Genomic DNA, 19,470 nt, shown 5'->3' on the forward strand with positions numbered 1-19,470 from the left:
TTGCCGGATTGCGGCGGGCCCGGGCGGTATAATCGCCGCATTATCACGGATGGACACAATTTTCGGAGTCTGTCCTACATCCGGCGGTGCCCTGCCCAGCGCTCAGGGGTATTTTGTCCTGCCGCGGCACCCGCGGCGGACCCGATCCGTCACGAAACGTACACAGCCTTGAAGCCATCCGCGCAACCGTCGTCCCGACCTCGCATTGCCTACCTGATCACCAATGCGGAGATCGGCGGCGCGCAGTCGCATGTCGCCGACCTGCTGCGGTCGACGGCCGGCAAGGCGGATACCGTGCTGCTGGCGGGCGGCGAAGGCCCCCTCTTCGAGATCGCCGCACGCACCGGCGCGCAGACCATCCGGCTGACACGGCTGGACAATGCCCTGTCGCCCTGGCGCGCCATCCATGCCTTGCGTGAACTGGTCGGGGCATTGAAACACGCCGCGCCGGACCTGATCCATGCCCACAGCGCCAAGGCAGGCGCCCTGGGCCGCATCGCCGGACTGTTACTCGGCATACCCGTGGTCTATACCGTTCACGGCTTTGCCTTCAAGGCCGAAGCCCCACCCCGCCAGCGCCTGGCCGCGCGCGTGGCGGAATGGCTGCTGGCACCGCTGGCCGCGCGCGTAATCTGCGTCGCGCAAGCGGAACGACAACTGGCCCGATCGCTTCCGCTTGCCGCCGAACGCATCACGGTCATTCCCAACGGCATCCCCGATGCACCCCATCGCGCCGACCCGCAAGCCCCCCTGCGAAGGATTGTGATGGTCGCGCGCTTTGCCGCGCCCAAGCGCCCGGACGCGGCGATCCGCGCGTTCGCGCGCGCAGGGCTGGAGTCGTGCGTACTGACCCTGGTCGGAGACGGTCCGCAGCGGCACGCCATGCAGCAGCTGGCGCAACAGCTTGCACCGGGGCGCGTGGAGTTTCCCGGCAACGTCACCGCAGTACCGGCGCTGCTGGCTTCGGCGCAGGCCTTTGTGCTGGCGTCGGACCACGAAGGCTTTCCGCTGTCCGTGCTCGAGGCGATGCGTGCCGGACTGCCGGTAGTCGCCTCAAACCTGCCTGGCATTCGTGAACAGATCGAAGACAACCGGCACGGGCTGCTGGTCGATCACGATGACGAGCATGCGTTCGCCGCAGCGCTGCGCCGCCTTGCCGACGACAGCGCCCTGCGTGCGGCGCTTGGCCATGGCGCGCGCCAGCGCTGGGAGCAATGCTATGGCCTGGAACGCATGACCGACGCCACCTGGTCCGTCTACCGCGACGCTCTCGCCCAAACGCCCCGCGCCGCGCGGGTGCCGACGTCATGACCATCAAGGCCGACAGCATGCGGCACCGCGCCCTGCGCATGCGCACCGGCGGCTCGGAGACCGTGCGCCGCGTCAGCCGGATGGTGGCCTGGGCGGTGCTCGGCCTGGCGCTGTTCGCGCTCAGCGCGGTCGGCGCCGAAATGGCCCACCGCGCCGGCATCGTGACCTACGTGTTCACGCGCACCCTGCTATGGTCCGTCGTGCCGTACTTGGTCGCGTTCATGCTGCTGCATCGCTCGCTGCACCTGCCGGCGATGGAAGGCAACAGCCTGGCCGGACTTGCCGCGACGCTGCCGTTCTGTGGCCTGCTTTTTGTGTTTGCCGCCTTCCATATCGAATACTCGCGCGGCGCGCTGCTGCTGTCCTACCTGATCACACTGGCGTGGCTCTGGACCGGCTATCGACGCTTCGTGCAGAACTACGTGCCGCTGTTCGGCTATACCGATCCGGGTACGCTGGCGCAGCTGGACGCCATCCTCGCCATGCCCGGCGCCGCGGCGCCGGCGCGCATCCGCTTTGAACCGGTGGGCTCGCTGGAGGACGCCAGGCACTTCGACGGCCTGATGGTAGAGCGCAGCGCCACCGGCGACCCCGAACGCACGCGGCTGCTCGCGCACTACAAGATGAGCCATGTCCGCATGTACTCGGTCGAGCGCGTCGGCGAAATGCTGACCGGCCGCGTCGGCCTGGCGCATATCGACGAGAACTTCCTGGACGACTACGCCGCGCACTACCTCTATGGCTACCTGAAGCGCGCGATCGATATCGTGGCCGTCGCCTGCCTGGCACCGCTGGCCGTGCCGCTGGGACTCGCCGTCGCACTCGCCATCCGACTCGAAACGCCTGGCGGCGCCATCTTCCGGCAAGAACGCGTGGGCCTGTTCGGCAAGCCCTTCGTCATGCTCAAGTTCCGCAGCATGGGCGTCGACGCCAGCGCGCCCGCCCTGTTCGCGACACGCCGCGATCCGCGCGTGACGCGGGTCGGGCGCATTATCCGCAAGTACCGCCTGGACGAGATTCCGCAGCTGTGGAACGTGCTGCTCGGGCATATGAGCCTGATCGGGCCGCGGCCGGAGCAGGCGCCCATGGTCGACCGGTTTTCCGAGACCATTCCCTATTACCCGTACCGGCACCTGGTGCGGCCCGGCCTCTCCGGCTGGGCGCAGGTGCAGCAAGGTTATGCCGGCAGCCATGAAGAGACTGTGACCAAGCTCAGCTATGACCTGTACTACGTCAAGCATTGTTCGCTGGCACTGGATTTGCTGATCGGGGTGAAGACGCTCAGGACCCTCGCGACCGGTTACGGAGCCCGCTGATGGGCAGCGTCGACGAGACTGCCGCGCCGGCGCCATTGCGCATCCTTGTCATCACCACTGGCCTCAAGCTGGGCGGCGCCGAGCAGCAGATCGCGGCGCTGGCGCGCGCCTTCCTGGCACTGGGCAACGAGGTCGCCATCCTCAGCCTGACGCAGGGGCAGGAGATCGACTTGCCTGCCGCCATCCACGTCACCGAACTGGACATGCGCAAGACCCCGCTGTCGATGCTGGCGGCCCTGCGCAAGGCCCGGCTGCTCGTGCAGCAATGGCGCCCGGATGTTATCCACGCCCATATGGTCCACGCCAATCTGTTCGCACGGGTGCTGTCCAGGACGGGACGCATGCCGCCAGTCATCTGCTCGGCGCACAGCGCACGCGAAGGCGGCCGCCTGCGCGCCCTCGCCTACCGCGTCACGGACCGCTGGTGCGCCCTGACGACCCACGTCAGCGACGCCGGCCGCCTGGCGATGGTGGCCAGCGGCGCCGTGCCGGACGGGCGTGTGATCGTGATGCCGAACGGCATCGATACCGGCCGCTTTCGCCCGGACCAGGCTTCGCGCGAACTGGCCCGACGCGACCTCGGCCTGGGCGCCGACGGCGTGCTGGTCCTCAACGTCGGCAGGCTGGTACCGGAAAAGGACCAGGCCATGCTGATCGAGGCCTTCGCCGAGCTCAGCCGCGACATGCCCAAGGCACGGCTCATGATTGCCGGAGATGGTCCGTTGCGCGATGAACTGGCGCATCGGGTCGCCCGGCACGGGCTGAATCATGCCGTACTGTTGGCCGGCGCCAGGACGGACATCCCGGAGCTGCTGCGCGCCGCCGATGTCTTCGTGCTGTCTTCGCGTATCGAAGGCATGCCGCTGGCAGTGGGAGAAGCGCTGGCTAGCGGGCTGCCGGTCGTGGCGACCGCCGCGGCAGGCGTGGCCGAACTGGCGGGAGACACCGCCACGCTGACCCCTACGGAAAATCCGCACGCCCTGGCGAGCGCCCTGCGCAACGCCATCGCAAGCCTGCCCGGCACCGACTTTGAACGCGACCGTCGCCGCCAGCGGATTGTCGGCCATTTCGACGTGAACGGTGTGGCGCGGCAATGGCTGGCGCAATACCGTAGCCTGAGGAAGCAACCCTGATGCGCCGCAAAGTCGCGGGCAACCTGCTCTGGCTGCTGGCCGACCGTGGCTTGCAGGTGGTCGTGGGCATCGGCGTGGTGGCTATGCTGGCGCGGGCGCTGGGCACCGAAGGATTCGCGCATTTCCAGTATGCGCAGTCGCTGGTGTTTATTGCGGCGTCGATACCGTTGCTTTGTTCGGCGGAGGTGGTGGTGCCGAGGTTGGTGACGCGGCCGGATCCAGAAGCAACGCACGCGCTGCTCGCCCACGCCTTTGCGATTCGCATGTCCGCAGGCATAGCCGGTTACGCACTGATGTGCGCCTACCTTGCATTCACACAACAGCCGGCAGACACGTGGATACCTGCAGCCATCCTCGGCACAGCCATCATGCTTCGCGAACCATTCGGCGTGGTCATCGCATGGATGCAGGCGCGTACGCATAACCGGCCGAACGTGGTCTTCAACCTCATTGCAATGGCTGCGAAGGTCGCTCTGATCGGCGCGCTGTTCTTTACTGGCGTCAATTTCTTGCCTGCGTATGCGACAGCCTTTGCCATCGAACCGCTGATTGCCGCTGCGTTGTTAGCCTGGTACTACATGTCACGCGCGCCGCGTACCGTACCAACCCGGGACGCGTCGCTGACCCGCGACCTGGTACGTGATGGGACGCTGTTCTGGGTGAGCTTTATGCTGATGGTGTGTGCCCGGCGTGCCGACCAGTTAATTCTCAAGCCGCTTGTGCCGCTAGCGGAACTGGGGGCCTATGCGGCGACGATGCAAGTGCTGGACAACTTTACGACAGTCGCCACCATTCTTGCCGCAGGCATTGCGCCGATGTATGTGTTTGGCCAGCAATCGGCCGAGGCTGCCAGAAGAAACGTACTTCGCGTGGCGGGCGGCATGACGGCAATCGGCCTATGCGGTGCACTCATTCTGGCGCTGTCTGCGGAATGGGTCGTTGCGTTGCTGTACGGGCAAGCATTTGGTGAGACGGTCGTGCTGCTGCGGCTTGCGGCGCTGGCATCCACTCTTGTTTTTGCGGATGTCGGTTTGAGTCTGTTGCCCGTGTTCCTGCGCAAGCCGAGGTGGGTGGCGATGAAGTGGGGGCTGGTGCTGACTACGACGGTTATTGTCGACCTTATTGCGGTACCGCGTTTGGGTACACGCGGGGCAGTGCTTGGCTATGCGGTGGGCAATGCCGTGGCATTGCTATTTGGATTGGCTTTGGCACTTCGGGCGCGGACTGCGACGGCGGTTGCGTCTGCATAGGCCAAGCTTCACCGGGCGTGGTCACCCATGCCTACCAGCGTAGCCTTTTGAAGTTCTTAGCGTTATCTCATTCTCCCGAGTCTCGCTGACGCGTAGTGTTGACGGCGGTGCTGACCACACCTCTCGTAGCGACTCAACCACACTCGACAGTCGTGGTTACGTAACAGCCAAAGCTCCGCTTTGGCCGGGTAGCGCGCATTGATACAAGACCCGGAAGGGAAAGGATGCGGGCCGTCTACGAGCGGTGGTCAAGTACCCGGCTGCCCCATGACTAGGAGCGAAGTGACATCTCTCAGGAGTTGGCTATGACGGAGAAATCTGCTTGCTCTCAAGTGCGCACCCTTACCACTGGGCGCACATACCTTCCGGTTCGGTGCGCCAAGAATAACGGCTTTAGTGGGTTACGGGCCGTACCTTGGATTCGGTTGAAAGGGGTCTGGCTGGAGGAGGCCGGGTTTGCCATCGGGCGGTCGATAAAGGTCGAGGTACGGCAAGGGCAAGTTGTTATTTGTGGCTTGCATAGTACCGAGCCAAGGCCTGTCAAAAATTTTGTGTGTTGGGGCATAACATCGCCAAGGAGCATGTCATGCCACGTAGAACCACGACGAGCCAGGCCGCCGATCGTGACCTGCCGACCATTTCCGAGGACCTGATCGCCCATTTTGTAAAGGGACTCCGATGACTGCCGAGGCGGTCCAGGACAGCTCAATGGCTTTCACGAAGGCTCTGATCGAAGGCGTCTTGGGGACACGTAGGAAGAAGGCTCGGACGGGGCCCGGCCGTTTGCGCTGCGGCCTAGACAGCCTTGGCACGCTCATAGGAACGTCCGCGCTGCTGATGTGTCGCGTTTTGCTGCTTGCAAGCTAGATTTGTAGATCGACGGATTGAGGCCAAAGTAGCTGACCAAGTTCTCCGGCGCGCGAGGGCGGGCGATATCGCCGATGGCCTAGAGCAAGCCGATTGCCACCGTGGTGTTGATGCCGGTGATGTCGGCGCCTTGCGCAGCCTGTCGTCTTGGATAGCGGATTGCGCCAGGACGCGCTCAATTTCCTGCAGATTATCTGCCAGCCGGCCAAGCGCATGTATCCACGGCTCGATCCCGATGCGTTCGTTTGTAGGTAGCGGCCGCAGGCTCCGCCACCCCGCCCTTTCTTGCTAATTCAGGTCTGTCGCGGAACACCGGTCGATGAGAAAGGATATCTCATTCTTGAGCCGCGTCCGCTGCCGCACGATCCGGGTGCGGCGCGACACCTGCCGCCGCATCGCTGTGTGGCCTCGTCGGAAGTCCAGACCTCGGGCAGGAAGCCACTAGCATAGAGTTGCGCGAGGATCCCCGCATCGATCTTATCCGTCTTGACGCGGGCTTCCGCAATAAGACGGACTTGCTAGTCTATTTTCCAAACTCCGCGCCAACGGTACCGGTTAATGTGGAATCACGCCCGCCATTGGGTGTAATGACAATCGTATTTAATTGTTACAGAACCCATTAGGTTGTTGATAGCCAGACTCCAAAGATAATAAAAACCGCACCCGCGATTGTTCGAGCCGAAATTACCTCGCCCAGCAGAAAGTGCGCTAAAATCGGGACGATTACATAAGCGAGCGCCACAAATGGATAGGCCAGCGTAAGTGGCACAGAGCGCAAAGCATACACCCAAGCCAGCGTTGCAATGCCATACACTGATAGCGCCGTGATCATCTTCCAGGATAGTAGGAGTTGGAGAAGTGATCGTGTGCTTTCGCCATCCATTGCAGCAAGCTTGAATAGCACCTGGCCCGCAGAGAGGGCGAGGGTTGTGAAGAGAATTAAAAGTAAAGTGGACGACGACATCATTCTGATCTCCAATGCGGCTGGTTTGATTTGGCCTGAGGTAGGTTTGTTCGCGGCCGTCTAGGCACGCTCGCCACATCAAACGCAAGAAATGCAAGAAGCATCTGGAATCCCATCAAAATGTTCAGGGCTGACAATACCACTGTACCGGTAGCGGCTGGATGGCCAGTCACCAGGCTGTCTTGCCAATGGTATCCGCCGAAAAGCAATCCAAAAAGCAGCAGCACCATTCCTAAGGGAAGCTCAATCGATGCCGCCGACATGTCGCGTAAATAGTAATTGTAAAAAACACGTTTTAAAAAGTTCTTGCAGTTCTTAAAAAAGAACTCCCCAATAATTTTTGATATTTTTAGATTGCTAACCTCATCGCCATAAACGGCTTTCATCGGGATATCAAGGACGACGGCTCGCGCCGTATTTAGGCGGAAAAGCATGTCGGTCTCGAAGAAATATCGTTCACTGATCTTTGAAAATGGCAATAGCTTCAAGGCTTGTGAGGAAATTGCAGTATAGCCATTGGTTGGGTCAAATATGTCCCAATAACCGGATGAAATCTTGGTTAGAAACGAAAGTGCCGCGTTGCCAATGAGCCGTATAGCTGGCATTTGTTCGACGCCTTCTAGATCGAAGAAACGATTTCCCTTCGTGTAGTCGGCTTGATTGGTAAGGATCGGCTCAACGAACTGGGGGATTAGCGAAGGATCCATTTGACCATCGCTATCGATCTTCACGACGACATCTGCGCCGTGTTCGATGGCGGCCCGGTAGCCCGTCAAAACCGCCCCCCCAACACCACGATTGACTTCGTGCTTTACAACTTGAACGCGAGGATCCACGACAGACAGCTCAACATACGTGCCGCTTTCTTCCGGGCACGCATCATCCACCACGAAAACTAGGTCAACCTCCGGCCCAATTCTTGCCAGTACATCTAGGATATGAGCACGCGCCTTGTATGTGGGGATCACCACCGCGACTAGCGGTTTATTAGTGCTGGTCAAATGCTCGACGGTCATATGTAGTATCTCGATATCAATGTCTCGGTCATCGCAATCAGCGAGATGCCGGCCGCTGTCAGCAGTAAGATTTCCAGGCTTAGGCGAAGCCACTTGGGAGTCGCCAACAGTTGTACTGCTATGGCATAAGCCAGTGCAAGCGCCGGCAGGCTGAAATAGCGCCCCTGCACTCCCTCAATGAGAGCGGTAGGGAAGCTGGATGTCCACGTGCAGAGGAGCAAAAAGAAAACAAGCAGCGCAGCACTAACCGCAACGAATACAAAAATGGTGAACTGCACTGTGACTGCATGTTTGCTTTTTGTTTTGATCAGGCATCTTAGAAACCAGAGTAAAGTGATCATACCCACTGCACATAGTGTGATGAGCCACATGTAGTAAACGATATCTTGCAGCGGTGTATCCAACCACCCAAGGTAGCCCACAAATCCCGTCCAAAGGTTATAGCTATGGACGTCCACTGTCTTGCTGACAAGGTCCAGAAATGTGAGCGGGTGGAAAAAATAATACTTAATGGAGTCAGCTGTCGAAATGCTGCGCTTTACGCGAGTATCGACGGTTATAGTAAGCGCAATAGCCAGCCAAATCACCGCCAAAAGCATTGTTGCCAGGGCTCCGCCGAGCAATACGCGAGGTTTCTGCACTCTGGCCCTTGGGATCAAGAACGGTAAGAGCAACAGGCATAGCATGTGCGGCCGACTGGTGGCAACAATAAGGCAACTTCCTAACAGAAGGGTTGTGCAACGGCCATTTAGTGCTCCGCCTTTCATCGCGTGAGCAAAAATGCTGCATGCTAGAACCATCAGTGCAAGCGCTAGGCCATCAATACTTGTTGAGATAGCCTGAAATAGGGTGATCGGCAGTCCCAATATGGCCAAAGTAAGGGGCGGCGGCGAGTAGATTCGGAACGACAGCCAAAGAATGCTTACAAAGGCAAGAATCGAAAATATCCTGGAATAATAATACGCCTTTAGCACGCTTGCGCTTGTCGCTTTCCCAAGCAATACGCCCGCCGCGGACGGCAAATAGATTATCGGGAAGTAGTATGAGGTCCCCGGAGCGGTTGAGAAAATCTCATGGCCGGTCCACATCACACTGTTGGCCTTGAGACGATCCTTCGAATCCACGCGCGCCTCCCTATTGCCGGGGAGATTAGAATAGACTGCGATCAATGCCTCAACAGATGCATCGATCATGCCGCCGGAGTCGTATGGGCCAAAGGGATGCAGTGTGAGCTGACCTCGCGATAGCATATATCCCCGCTTGAAGTGATCGACCTCATCCGGCGACTGGAAAGGCGGAACCACCGCACAAAGCGCCAATAGCGCGGGCAAGAGCAACGCCACTACGACGAGGGAAAGTCGATTGACTTTCTCGGAATTAGAAATATTTTCAGTTTCTGAAGAACCAGTGCTGATGGACATATAAGACCTGATCTCCATTGTTTGACTCGCTCGGAGCAGGGGTCTTTCCAAACTCCGAAAAAGGCAATGATAGCGGATCCCTAGCTTGGTAGCGAAGACGCGGGGAGACGGTAGCGATACGGCTAACAATGTCGAGGCTCAGAACATTCTGAGCGCACTTGCAGTATTTGTCGCTTCAGTCCGCGTGCGGAGCAAGCCATCAAGATAAGGGCCGAAAAAATTCCCAATTTGCCCCGCAAGCGCTTGACAGGCGGCGAGATGCGTGCGTCGGTTGGTGCTGTCGGCCGTCGAACGTCGATTCGAAATCGCACTAAAGGCACTGACGGACGTCAAGTTGCTGAGCGAACGACAGCCAGCCGGCGGTTCGGCACGCCGATCCTCCGAAAATTCATCGTCGAACTTGGCGACATCTCGCACGTAATTGTCACAGCATTTGTGTCATTGGCGAACTCGTAAACATGAAAGGCGTAACGTTGACGTTATCCAGGTCAAGGAACTCGTAAACGGTTTGCGCAAGTCACCCGGTGGGCGATTCGTGTCGCGGCGGAAACCATCGTTGTCCATTTTTCCAAGAATGCTGTGGAAGGGCTGAAAGCGACTTAATCTTAAAATCGATGCGATTTAAAGCCATACTTGCCCCTCGCCAACACCGAGCGAATTTTGTCTACAAATTCCAGTTTCGAGACGACTAGTTCTGTGGCCGCTTATTGCGCCTGGACAGCAGGCGCCGACCACTGCGAAGGAAATAAGCAGCGTTACGCATCACGATCAAATGTGCCGCTGTGACAATGAGAAACAGCAGGAATAAGACGTGCTCGGGGACACCAAGCTTCCAGGCTGACACACCAATCAGTCCAAGTACTGCATTGCTGGCTAGGATAGTCCAGACCACAACTCCCGCGGAGACATCCATCCGCGACAGAATATGATGCAAGTGCGTACGGTCTGCCGACATGGGATTCCGTCCCGAAATCAGCCTCCGGGCGACAACAGCTAGCAGATCAATCAACAGGAAACCTACTACCCACAGCATAACCACCGGCGGCACTGTCCGCCCCGTATTGTAGGCGGGCTGAGACAACTCCACCGCGAACCAAACGATGGCCAAGCCTAGCATCAGGCTGCCAGCGTCTCCGAGAAACACACGGAGATTACCCCTGAGAGGATTGCGCATGTTGAAGATCAGGAAGCCAACCAGCGCACCCACGAGGAGCATGCAGATGCGCTGCGCCATCAGATTGCCCGTTTCTCCCGCCAGATAGGCGTACCAGCCGAAGATGCTGAGGGCCAGGCCGCCGGCCAAGCCGTCGAGCCCATCGGACATGTTGACCGCATTCACGACCGCCACCACGGCAAACAGCGTTAGTGGGATGCCCCAGTTGCCGAGATCGACGACGCGCCTGGCGAATATATCGCCGAGCGAGTGCAGGAACACGCCGCCCCACGATGTCATCAGGATGCCAGCGAAGAGCTGGACGGCGAGCTTCGTCAATGGCGTTAGACCGCGCAGATCGTCGATGAGGCCCGTGAGGGCCAGCAATGTCAGCGCCGAAAAGAGCGCCACGTAGTAGCCCTGTCCCCGCACAAACATGTTCGCACCAACGCCGATGGCAATTAGGATCGCAATGCCGCCGACCAGCGGCACTTCCCCGGCATGGCGCTTGCGGCCGCCCGGGCGATCGAGCAGGCCACCGCGCTTGGCAAGCGGACGCAGCATTAAGATCGCCACGGCCGAAATAAGCGCGGTGGTCAAGGGCACCCAGAAGAAGTCGAACATGGTGGGAGGGCAGGTGCAGCGACGGAGGGTTCAGCGGGTTGAGGGTAATAGCCTGTACTGCCAATACGGTCGCGATGTGAGCAGCTTGCCGAGACTGGATACGTGCCACAGCAGATAACGCCATTTTCTGTGGCTGGTCCGCTGGGCATCGTGCACGACGACGCTGGACTGTACCCAGGTCACGCTTCCGCCCAGCAGATGTACACGCAGGCAGATGTCGACGTCCTCGCAATAAAGATGGAAACGGTCGTCGAAGCCGCCGACCTCCTCGAACGTACGCCGGTCAAACGCCAGGCACATGCCGGCAAGCCAATCCACGCCCTGCAACGCTACGGAAGGATTGTATTCGGGCTCGAAGCGGCGCCGGTACCAGCGGCTCGCCAGGCGCAATACGCCCGGCACACGGCGCGCGCTGTCCTCGATGCGCCCTTCCTTGGTCACCACGCGTGGGCCAGCCACGCCGGGCCGTTCCTTCAAGCAAGTCATCAGGGCAGTCAGTCCGGTTTCCGTCAGCCGCAGGTCCGGATTCATGACGACGAACCACTCGGTCTCGCACAGTGCGAAGGCCGCATTGTGGTTGGCGCCGAATCCCTTGGGCTCCGGATTGCAGATCTTCCGTACGCGGAAGCGGCTATTCGAGGCCACATGGATGGGATCGCCCGGCAAGTTTTCAGTCACGATCACATCGAGATCGACCCGCGTACTGAGCTCACGCAACTGCGCAAGGAGCGGTTCAACGAGCCGGCTTTGGCCGTGACTGACGATCGAGATTGCAATTTTCATAGGCTAACGTGCCCAGGCATCCGCGGGATGCCTGGCGAACCGGATACCCGACATCAATCCTCTAGCTGGTCTAGAACGTAATGCATGCACTGCCGCCATTCCGGCAGATGTACACCGAATGTATTGCGCAGCTTTTCGGTAGAAAGTCTTGAATTGGCAGGACGTCGGGCCGGCACCGGGAATTCAGACGAAAGTATCGGCACGATCTGGTCGGGCTGCACCTTCAGCGATTCACCGGCGTCACGCATCCGCTCCACGATCGCCCGCGCGAACTCGAACCACGTGGTTTCACCGCTGGCCACGAGATGATACACGCCGCGCTCGGCACGCCCGCATCCGGCATGCAGCCAGCCTTGGCGCAGGGCGTGGGCCGTGACATCGGCAACCAGCGAGGCAGACGTTGGCGCACCGAACTGGTCATTGACTACGCGCAACGTCTCCTTGGTGCGCGCCAGGCGCATCATGGTCTTCAGGAAATTGCTGCCGTGGGCGCTGAAGACCCAGCTGGTTCGGAAAATCCACGCCTGCATGTCCGCATCAAGCACTGATTGCTCGCCAGCCGCCTTGCTGCGCGCATAGGCCGAGACAGGATTGGGTGTGTCGGACTCGCTGTAGTAGCCAGATTTCTCGCCGTTGAATACGTAATCTGTGGAGTAATGAACCAGCAAAGCGCCAAGGTCGCGAGCTTCCTCGGCGAGCACACCAGGCGCGACGGCATTGATCGCGAACGCTGCGGCTTCCTCCAACTCAGCCTTGTCGACCGCGGTATAGGCACCAGCGTTGACGATGATGTCGGGACGGGCTTGCCGCACCACCTGACGGATCATGTCAGGCCTCGCAAGGTCACAGCCTTTCCGATCCAGTGCCAAGACCTCACCTACCGGGGCCAGGCTTCGTCGAAGTTCAAATCCGAGCTGACCGTTGGCACCGGTCAGCAGTATTTTCGGGATATTGGTTTTGCAATCGGTCATGCAGGCAACTTGTTCGTCGGACCCATGGTCCTGTCGTTCGTTATCCGGGACTATCGCAGCAAATCGCCCTGTCAGACTTGCTTAGGCATTTTACTGGCTCCGGATACCTGACATCATTCCAGGATGGTGTTGGCACGGTCTCTGTGATGACATTCGGCAATATGGGCCCGTGTCGTCATACGGACTAATGTGGGAAAGGTCTGTCGGCGCCGAGCTGAGCGCCACGCGGCAGGAAGCGCCAGCGCCCGGCCTTGCCACGAAGCCCGTCGATCATCGCACACCCCACAAACCGCATCCGCGTGAGCCGGGGCGCCACACAGGCCGCCAGGATGCTGACTCGTGCCAAGCAACGCAGCGCCATGCGCCACCGCGTCCGGACAGGGATGTAGTCGCACGCCAGCATCCAGATAGCATTGCGCAATTGAAAATACTGACGGATCGGACCGTGTACCAGCAGCGGCTGGTGCCGCACGTGCAGTGGCAGCGCGGTATCGCCTACCTTGTGCCGGATGACGGCGTGCGGCACGACGTAAGTATGTGCTCCATGCAGCTTCGCCACCCGGTAGCACCACTCCGTGTCGACATAGTCAATAAAGAACGCTTCCTTCTGCGGGGCTTCCCTCGCCAAATCCGCTGGTACCAGCATGCCTGACGTGTAGAGCGATTCGGTGGCAAACGGTTGCCTGTCCCCTGCCCGGAGCCCCATGCTGCCGTACATGCCGATCATGACACCCGATTCCTTTTCGACGGGAAGCGGGCCCACCACCGGGCGCCCGATGCCGGATTGGCGGAGGGCGTGGCTCGCTTCGAGAAGCGCGGGAAGGGTATCCGGCTCGAACACCGAATCCTGGTCCAGCAGCAAGTAGAACGCGGGGTTGGTTTGCTCGACATGTGCCACACCTGCATTGATGGCGCTGGCAATACCAAGATTGGTCGGTAGCGCAATGACCGAACAGGTCGCCGATTCCAGTTCGCGCAATGCGGCAACGATTTCCGGTCGGGAACCATTGTCAACGATGAGGACCCGTGTCCGCGCCGCATACGACGACCAGGCGTGGCGAAATGCGGCAATGTCCGGGTTCCACGTGACGACGATCGCCGTCACGTCTGGAAACGCGACAGCGCCTGGGGCGAACGGCATGACGCTCTCTATCACGCCACCTCTCGACGCACACGATTGACGATGGCCCTTACCAAGCCAACGAGACCGCGCTGGGCGTAGACGGCGCGCACACGCGACATGATGCTCGGTGGGGGGATTGGCGCGGCAGCCGAGCCCTGAAACCCCACCTCGGCTGCACGACGCCGCGCATAAGCGCGGTCGGGAGACGCCGCGAGTTCCTTGAAGACTTGCCGCATTGGCCTAACGACCTCAGACCATCGATACCGCTCACGCGTCTCCGCCACGGCATTGCGGCACTGGGCCCGAAATGCATCGTCAGTGACCATGCGCCGGATGGCACTGACCCAGTCGTCGCTATTCTCATAGTCTGTGGCAATGCCGAGTCCTTCTCTGCCGACGATTTCGCCGAATTCGTCGCCCCTGGTCGCGACGATCGGCAATCCGCACCACAGGTAGTCCAGCATGCGCGTACGAAACGAGAAACGTGTCTCGGCATTATCCAGATGCGCGCTCACGCCGACGTCCGCGTCCATCAAGTATTCGTGGCGCCTCGAGTATTCTACCCAACCGAAGTTGAAATGGACGAGCCGGTCAAGGACGCCCAGGTCGCGCGAGGTCTGCACTGCAACGGTCAGCTTGTCGTGGTCGGCGATTCCCGGGTTCGGATGCTTGACCCCCAGGAAGACCAGATGCGAGCGCAATCCTTCACGTTCCAGTTTGGCAATCGCCTTGATGATCGTGACCGGGTCGAACCATTCATAGATTCCACCGCCCCAGACCATAAGGAACTCGTCCTGAGGAATGTTGAACTTCTCGCGCAGCGGATGAGCGTTAGCCACCGGCGTTTCGTCGGACAATCCAAACGGTACACACGCGACGAAATGCTCGAGTCCGGTCCGGATGCCATCGGGCATCGAGATGGCATTGATACGTCCCGCCATCGTCAGCGCGCCCGACCAGAAGTCCATCTGCCGCTCGCTCGCGCAGAGGAAATAGTCGGCATAGAACAGCTGCTCCTGCATCAGGCGCGAAACGTGCCAGCCGTGCTCAAGCCGCACCGATTCCGGCACGCCGGTGGAGGACATGTGATATTCGAGCGGAATGGGGCAGTACATGTCCGCCACAAGCGCCCCCTTAATCTCCAGCAACGCAGGATTGCGGCGCAGCGCATCGCCCTGCACCACCACGACGTCCGCTTGTGCCGCGGCTGCTGCCACGGTGTCCGAATCTGCAGCGATCAGCTTTATAGGGGGGACATAGCTCTCATCGAGATTGCGAGCTGCGACCACGACGTCAAAGTCTCCCGCAAGAGTCTTGGCCAGTTCGATGCAACGGATCGCCGGGCCTGCCATGCGGTGGCCTACGGTATCGTTGCAGACGAAAAGAACTTGTCTCATGAATTCCCTTTGTTTATGCGACAAAACGCCCGGCATAGAAACGGCCGGTACTAGCGTATGTCGTCATGCCGTTCGGACTCAGCAGATAGAGCCCAATCGCCTCTTCCAGTTCGTTACGCACGTTGATCGTCAATTGCTGGCCCTCCTCCAAATTCAGATCGATGGGAATGGCTTGGTTGTCGACGATCTCCGGGCCGTTCAGGCGAATGGCATGGATCGCTCGGCCTTCAGCCAGTACCTCGATCGTCAGCATGCCGCTCAGCGTTTTCATGAACGTGGCGACCACCATGTTCCAATGGAACTCACCAGATACCGGCGCTTCGATACCCGCCTGGACAGATTCCCCAGGTGCAATACTGAACAGTACCTCACCCTCGTAAAACCCGGCACGTGCAGTTGAAGGCGAATTGCCCACCCATCCCGAGTTCGTTGAAATAAAAAGATCACCGCTCTGCACATTTGATCTTGGCACCGAGCGTCTGAACGATCCTGCCCAACGTTTGGCTCCCGCTTTGCTCACAGCAGACCATACAGCACTGATCCAGAGCTTACGTACGTGCACTAGCGAGTAATGCTGTAAGACGTTCTTTTGCGCGTTCATGCCAATGCGCTTGCTCTCATCCGGGTCCGACAGAGCAATCTCTATCTGTCTCGCCCAGGCGGCAGGCTCATTGGCAACCAGCCAGCCATTATGCCCATGCGACACACTCTCCCGGTAGACGTCAACATCCGAGTAAATTCCAGCAATCGCACATCCGCCAAATTCTCGATATTTGTTATTGCTCTTGTACGAAGAAAATCGATTCTCGCGCAACGGCGCAAGCGCAGTAATCCAATTTCGCTGAAATTGTGCGCGTAGAAAAGTCGGATAATCGGCTATCGGCGCGAAGCTTCGCACCTTCGGATGCCCCGAAAGTTTTGGAGGGACGTAGCCAAAAAACTCGAAGAATACGTCTTCACCCGCCCTCTCAGCTACGGAGAGCACAGCAGGCACAATAATATCCAGATCCCCGGCTTTAGATGGATTACCAACAACACCGATACGACGCTCCCCATGACAATCCAGAGGCACCATGTTCTGGATACATGAAGCATCGAAAAATGCAGGCACTACGACTACATTTGCATTGTAGCGACGCAGAAAATCGCGAAATTTTCGCGAATGACAGAGAACAACGTTCGCACCGGATATAGCCGCCTCAAGGGTGCGCCTTACCGACCAGTCCTTATAAAATTTAGACAAAGGTGAGTCATCCAGCAAAAGCCAGAAATTGTCGTCGATCAGGTAAGCGTAGGGAATACCACGTTCGATCAAAAGCTTTATATCAGACAGACCCTTCGGGTCACAATAGCGTATCAAGAATAACGCATCGTTCTGACTCTCAACTTCCTCCAACGAGAACTTGATTGTTTCGTCGACGTGAATCTGTCGACCTCGCCACGTGGAGGTTCCTCGCAGAAGGTGGCGAACCAGTACTGTGGTCGACGTGTTTCCATCTCCCACGATCTGGAGAGATCGATTCCAACTAATCATTATATTGTCAGCCCCCGCATTATTGAGCGGTATATATCAGCCGGTACGCGACAGAATATCTATCATCGATTCGACAACTCCTTCTCCGGCAAGTCTTGCTTGATACGAAGCCACGTCGTAGCACGCACGCACAAACATGTGTTGGCCCGTTCGGAGATCTACTTTTGCATATGCTGCAGCAGGATTGCGGTCCCTGGGTTGCCCGACAGATCCCGGATTGAGAATCGCCGAAGTCCCATATCGCCGCACCATTGGATGATGAGTATGCCCGAATATCGCCAGAGTTTTTTCCCCTAACATCGAGCAGTCAAAATCCGAATCGGGATAGATGTACGTCTCCGGGTCAAACAGATCTCCATGACGTAACAACACCCTCTCTATGGCCTCGCCCGAATCTCCATCACTACCCTTTACGACTGTGTAATCGATTCCAACGGGCAAGGAAGATAGCCATTCGCGATTACCGTTTGTCAAAGCCCTGCGTGTCCACTCAACGCGATAAATCGATTCGCGCGCAGCGTTATAGGGCAGTTCCCCTAATGCGTAGAGATCATGATTACCCACAATGCAATCCACTCCACGCGCCTGCAGCAAGGCGATGACTTCGTTAGGGTCCGCATAGTAATCCACCACGTCACCAGCACAAAGAATTCGTGCGGACGGGTCAATGCTTCCCAGCACCGCCTCCAAGGCGGGCAGGTTTGCATGGATATCTGAGAGGACATAGACGTCTCGAGTCAACTCCAGATACCGGCGGTCAATTAAACTGCGCATTAACTCAAAAATACAACTCTTCGTAGTACCTCAAAAACCGGCCGGCTTCCGCAATATCCCAGCCTGTGAATTCCTCTTGTCGCACAATGTTATGGACGAAAGCGGCACAGGAATTGAAGCCAAAGTGCGCCTTGGAAGCTTCAGTCGAACTTAGGCGGCCATTGATCTCAAATAGACAGGGGCCCGTCTCGTCCATGATCAGTTGGACATTGATATGCCCAAAGTCCATGCCTTCATCGATTAGCGCGTGTGCCACATCTGAAACATAGGTGCGGATACGCGGATCGGTCACGATTTCGCCGTAGAACGTTGCCCCATCAGGGGTCAGCGTGCGACGGAAGCAGATCAGTTTCACCGCTTTGGAATACCGGTCGACGTAGCAGCCGCACGTAAATTCGTCCCCGGCAAGTCTTTCCTGAACTAGGAATGAGTGCTCCTTGCCACTCTGTACGATTTCGGACTCGGTTGCTGCCAGATGGCTTTCGAACCGGTAGATGCTGCGCGACGACGAGCTATGATTAGGCTTGACGATCACCGGGCCGCCAATTGACGGGTTTTCCAGATAGGCCTCGAATGACTGCGTCCTTGGCACACGGACACCGTGCTTCTCCATCACTTCCGCCGTGCGCAACTTGTCCATGCAGATGTCCGCAATTTCCTGAGAAATTGTGGCAGCTTTCAAGGTTTTGTCACGGTACGCAGAAATTTTTGCCAACTCATGCTGAGTGCCCGCGAAGACAATGTCGATCTTGCTCGTCGCGACATAGTCTTCAAGAAACGCATTGAAGTTTGGGTCCGCGGCAAGCGGAAAAATGGGCACGGCGGTCACACGAGCCCGCGGATCGTTGAAAAAACGTCCCGCACCAAGCTCGATACTGTTGGCAAAATGAATCGACAACGGCTCACCGAAGTCGTGCGCTGCCAAAGCCTTATAGATGCTCTGGCCCATTACGGAACCAGCACCGGTAATGAGAATGTTCACGATTGATTCTTTACTTTGTCGCCAAGGTATTCACGTAATCGGCCAACGCGTCGCGGAAGCCGGGCCACTTGTACGTATATCCGTGCAGGGGGCCTGCGACCATGGTGCGGATGTCGCGCCAAGAAGCTTCGGGACCCGCATGGTCGACGTTTTTGACCGGAAGACCACTAAGCATCGAAATCTGGTCGATGATTTCCGCCACGGACGCAGAGTCCTCATAGCACGCGTTGAAGCAGTCTGGAATAGGCATGTCATTGCGTATGCTAGTCACTACATACCAGAGCATCGCGACCAGTTCCGGTGCATAGATATAGCTACGCCGCTTCAGGCCCACGCCGTATTTGCGCAACGCGTCCCTTTCCACCAACGACTTCTCAATGGCTCGAAAGAGATTGCCGTGTCGCTGACCCGCACCGAACACGTCCGCAATACGCACGATGGAGTAGGGCTTGCAAACCGTATCGCGCACAACTTTCTCTGCAATAACCTTCGACGTCGAATAGTAGTCATTACAGCGTGTCGCCGCATCGATGCGGCAATCGATCCCGAACGGATACACATTGTTAGTTGACGCGTAGATCAACCCAGCATGCTTTGTGCGAATCTCTTCGATGACCCAAAGGTCGTTTGCAAAATTCTGTGCCGCAGCCGATCTATCGTTCTGCACCGCTGCTGCAAGATGGAGAACGATGGCGTTGGGGGGCAGTGCCTCGAACTTGCACGGCAAGAATGATCCTGGCTCGGATTGCGCGATGAAAGCGTTGCCGATAAAGCCGGTTCCGCCTGTGACCGCCACTCTATCCGCCGCCGAATAGAAGCATCGCAAATCCGTTAACATGGAAAAATCCCTC

17 protein-coding genes and 2 pseudogenes are annotated in these 19,470 nt (G+C 58.4%); 6 read left to right on the top strand and 13 right to left on the bottom strand.

Annotated features, from left to right (window positions below; genetic code table 11):
* Positions 1 to 168 precede the first annotated feature (168 nt).
* The 6 genes and pseudogenes from MKD50_RS05145 to MKD50_RS05165 all read left to right on the top strand — a co-directional run.
* On the top strand, positions 169 to 1,311 hold the full coding sequence (locus MKD50_RS05145) for a glycosyltransferase family 4 protein (protein WP_252666572.1): 1,143 nt from the start codon (positions 169 to 171) through the stop codon (positions 1,309 to 1,311).
* A complete protein-coding gene (locus MKD50_RS05150) occupies positions 1,308 to 2,627 on the top strand; it encodes a sugar transferase (RefSeq protein ID WP_240072491.1) in 1,320 nt (439 codons plus the stop codon). The genes MKD50_RS05145 and MKD50_RS05150 overlap by 4 nt, the downstream gene beginning before the upstream one ends.
* Positions 2,627 to 3,760 (top strand): glycosyltransferase, encoded by a 1,134-nt coding sequence (locus MKD50_RS05155; RefSeq protein WP_252666573.1) that lies wholly within the window; start codon positions 2,627 to 2,629, stop codon positions 3,758 to 3,760. Before MKD50_RS05150 ends, MKD50_RS05155 begins: the two co-directional genes overlap by 1 nt.
* Complete coding sequence (locus MKD50_RS05160) at positions 3,760 to 5,010, top strand: lipopolysaccharide biosynthesis protein (protein WP_252666574.1); 1,251 nt, start codon at positions 3,760 to 3,762, stop codon at positions 5,008 to 5,010. Before MKD50_RS05155 ends, MKD50_RS05160 begins: the two co-directional genes overlap by 1 nt.
* A 305-nt stretch (positions 5,011 to 5,315) precedes the next feature.
* Positions 5,316 to 5,663, top strand: a complete 348-nt coding sequence (locus MKD50_RS30725; protein WP_371925286.1) for a SymE family type I addiction module toxin — start codon at positions 5,316 to 5,318, stop codon at positions 5,661 to 5,663.
* Positions 5,597 to 5,757: pseudogene (locus MKD50_RS05165) on the top strand (IS256 family transposase); the annotation flags it as partial. The gene MKD50_RS30725 and the pseudogene MKD50_RS05165, both read left to right, overlap by 67 nt.
* A gap of 51 nt (positions 5,758 to 5,808) precedes the next feature.
* Here the strand turns inward: MKD50_RS05165 and MKD50_RS30805 are convergent.
* The 13 genes and pseudogenes from MKD50_RS30805 to MKD50_RS05225 form a co-directional block, all read right to left on the bottom strand.
* Positions 5,809 to 6,395: pseudogene (locus MKD50_RS30805) on the bottom strand (IS110 family transposase); the annotation flags it as partial.
* 101 nt (positions 6,396 to 6,496) lie between these two features.
* A complete protein-coding gene (locus MKD50_RS05170) occupies positions 6,497 to 6,844 on the bottom strand; it encodes an EamA family transporter (protein WP_252666575.1) in 348 nt (115 codons plus the stop codon).
* Positions 6,841 to 7,857 carry a glycosyltransferase family 2 protein gene (locus MKD50_RS05175; RefSeq protein ID WP_252666576.1) on the bottom strand — a complete coding sequence of 339 codons (1,017 nt, stop codon included), beginning with the start codon at positions 7,855 to 7,857 and terminating at the stop codon, positions 6,841 to 6,843. Before MKD50_RS05175 ends, MKD50_RS05170 begins: the two co-directional genes overlap by 4 nt.
* Positions 7,854 to 9,278, bottom strand: coding sequence for a DUF2142 domain-containing protein (locus MKD50_RS05180; RefSeq protein ID WP_252666577.1), 1,425 nt, complete (start codon positions 9,276 to 9,278; stop codon positions 7,854 to 7,856). Before MKD50_RS05180 ends, MKD50_RS05175 begins: the two co-directional genes overlap by 4 nt.
* Positions 9,279 to 9,966: 688 nt before the next feature.
* Positions 9,967 to 11,055: an MraY family glycosyltransferase gene (locus MKD50_RS05185; protein ID WP_252666578.1), complete on the bottom strand. Its 1,089-nt coding sequence runs from the start codon at positions 11,053 to 11,055 to the stop codon at positions 9,967 to 9,969.
* A 30-nt stretch (positions 11,056 to 11,085) separates the two neighbouring features.
* Positions 11,086 to 11,838: a glycosyltransferase gene (locus tag MKD50_RS05190; protein WP_252666579.1), complete on the bottom strand. Its 753-nt coding sequence runs from the start codon at positions 11,836 to 11,838 to the stop codon at positions 11,086 to 11,088.
* Positions 11,839 to 11,891: 53 nt separating this feature from the next.
* Positions 11,892 to 12,809: a dTDP-4-dehydrorhamnose reductase gene (gene rfbD, locus MKD50_RS05195; RefSeq protein WP_252666580.1), complete on the bottom strand. Its 918-nt coding sequence runs from the start codon at positions 12,807 to 12,809 to the stop codon at positions 11,892 to 11,894.
* Between the two features lie 184 nt (positions 12,810 to 12,993).
* Entirely contained in the window at positions 12,994 to 13,950 is a 957-nt protein-coding gene (locus MKD50_RS05200) for a glycosyltransferase (protein WP_252666581.1), read from the bottom strand.
* 11 nt (positions 13,951 to 13,961) lie between these two features.
* The gene (locus MKD50_RS05205; protein WP_252666582.1) at positions 13,962 to 15,329 is read right to left on the bottom strand and encodes a glycosyltransferase; all 1,368 of its coding nucleotides are present in this window, start codon (positions 15,327 to 15,329) and stop codon (positions 13,962 to 13,964) included.
* Positions 15,330 to 15,342: 13 nt separating this feature from the next.
* Positions 15,343 to 16,725 (bottom strand): glycosyltransferase, encoded by a 1,383-nt coding sequence (locus MKD50_RS05210; RefSeq protein WP_252666583.1) that lies wholly within the window; start codon positions 16,723 to 16,725, stop codon positions 15,343 to 15,345.
* 174 nt (positions 16,726 to 16,899) lie between these two features.
* Complete coding sequence (locus MKD50_RS05215; protein ID WP_252666584.1) at positions 16,900 to 17,604, bottom strand: metallophosphoesterase family protein; 705 nt, start codon at positions 17,602 to 17,604, stop codon at positions 16,900 to 16,902.
* 37 nt (positions 17,605 to 17,641) lie between these two features.
* Positions 17,642 to 18,619, bottom strand: a complete 978-nt coding sequence (locus MKD50_RS05220) for an ATP-grasp domain-containing protein (protein WP_252666585.1) — start codon at positions 18,617 to 18,619, stop codon at positions 17,642 to 17,644.
* 10 nt (positions 18,620 to 18,629) lie between these two features.
* Positions 18,630 to 19,457 (bottom strand): NAD-dependent epimerase/dehydratase family protein, encoded by an 828-nt coding sequence (locus MKD50_RS05225; RefSeq protein ID WP_252666586.1) that lies wholly within the window; start codon positions 19,455 to 19,457, stop codon positions 18,630 to 18,632.
* Positions 19,458 to 19,470 lie beyond the last annotated feature (13 nt).

This window comes from Cupriavidus mimosae (assembly GCF_023952485.1).
Taxonomy (GTDB): Bacteria; Pseudomonadota; Gammaproteobacteria; order Burkholderiales; family Burkholderiaceae; genus Cupriavidus; species Cupriavidus taiwanensis_C.

Coding starts and splice junctions, on each gene's coding strand:
- MKD50_RS05185 (WP_252666578.1), bottom strand. CDS start 11,055: ATGTTCGACTTCTTCTGGGTGCCCTTGACCACCGCGCTTATTTCGGCC.
- MKD50_RS30725 (WP_371925286.1), top strand. CDS start 5,316: ATGACGGAGAAATCTGCTTGCTCTCAAGTGCGCACCCTTACCACTGGG.
- MKD50_RS05180 (WP_252666577.1), bottom strand. CDS start 9,278: ATGTCCATCAGCACTGGTTCTTCAGAAACTGAAAATATTTCTAATTCC.
- MKD50_RS05175 (WP_252666576.1), bottom strand. CDS start 7,857: ATGACCGTCGAGCATTTGACCAGCACTAATAAACCGCTAGTCGCGGTG.
- MKD50_RS05200 (WP_252666581.1), bottom strand. CDS start 13,950: ATGCCGTTCGCCCCAGGCGCTGTCGCGTTTCCAGACGTGACGGCGATC.
- MKD50_RS05190 (WP_252666579.1), bottom strand. CDS start 11,838: ATGAAAATTGCAATCTCGATCGTCAGTCACGGCCAAAGCCGGCTCGTT.
- MKD50_RS05205 (WP_252666582.1), bottom strand. CDS start 15,329: ATGAGACAAGTTCTTTTCGTCTGCAACGATACCGTAGGCCACCGCATG.
- MKD50_RS05225 (WP_252666586.1), bottom strand. CDS start 19,457: ATGTTAACGGATTTGCGATGCTTCTATTCGGCGGCGGATAGAGTGGCG.
- MKD50_RS05155 (WP_252666573.1), top strand. CDS start 2,627: ATGGGCAGCGTCGACGAGACTGCCGCGCCGGCGCCATTGCGCATCCTT.
- rfbD (WP_252666580.1), bottom strand. CDS start 12,809: ATGACCGATTGCAAAACCAATATCCCGAAAATACTGCTGACCGGTGCC.
- MKD50_RS05170 (WP_252666575.1), bottom strand. CDS start 6,844: ATGATGTCGTCGTCCACTTTACTTTTAATTCTCTTCACAACCCTCGCC.
- MKD50_RS05160 (WP_252666574.1), top strand. CDS start 3,760: ATGCGCCGCAAAGTCGCGGGCAACCTGCTCTGGCTGCTGGCCGACCGT.
- MKD50_RS05150 (WP_240072491.1), top strand. CDS start 1,308: ATGACCATCAAGGCCGACAGCATGCGGCACCGCGCCCTGCGCATGCGC.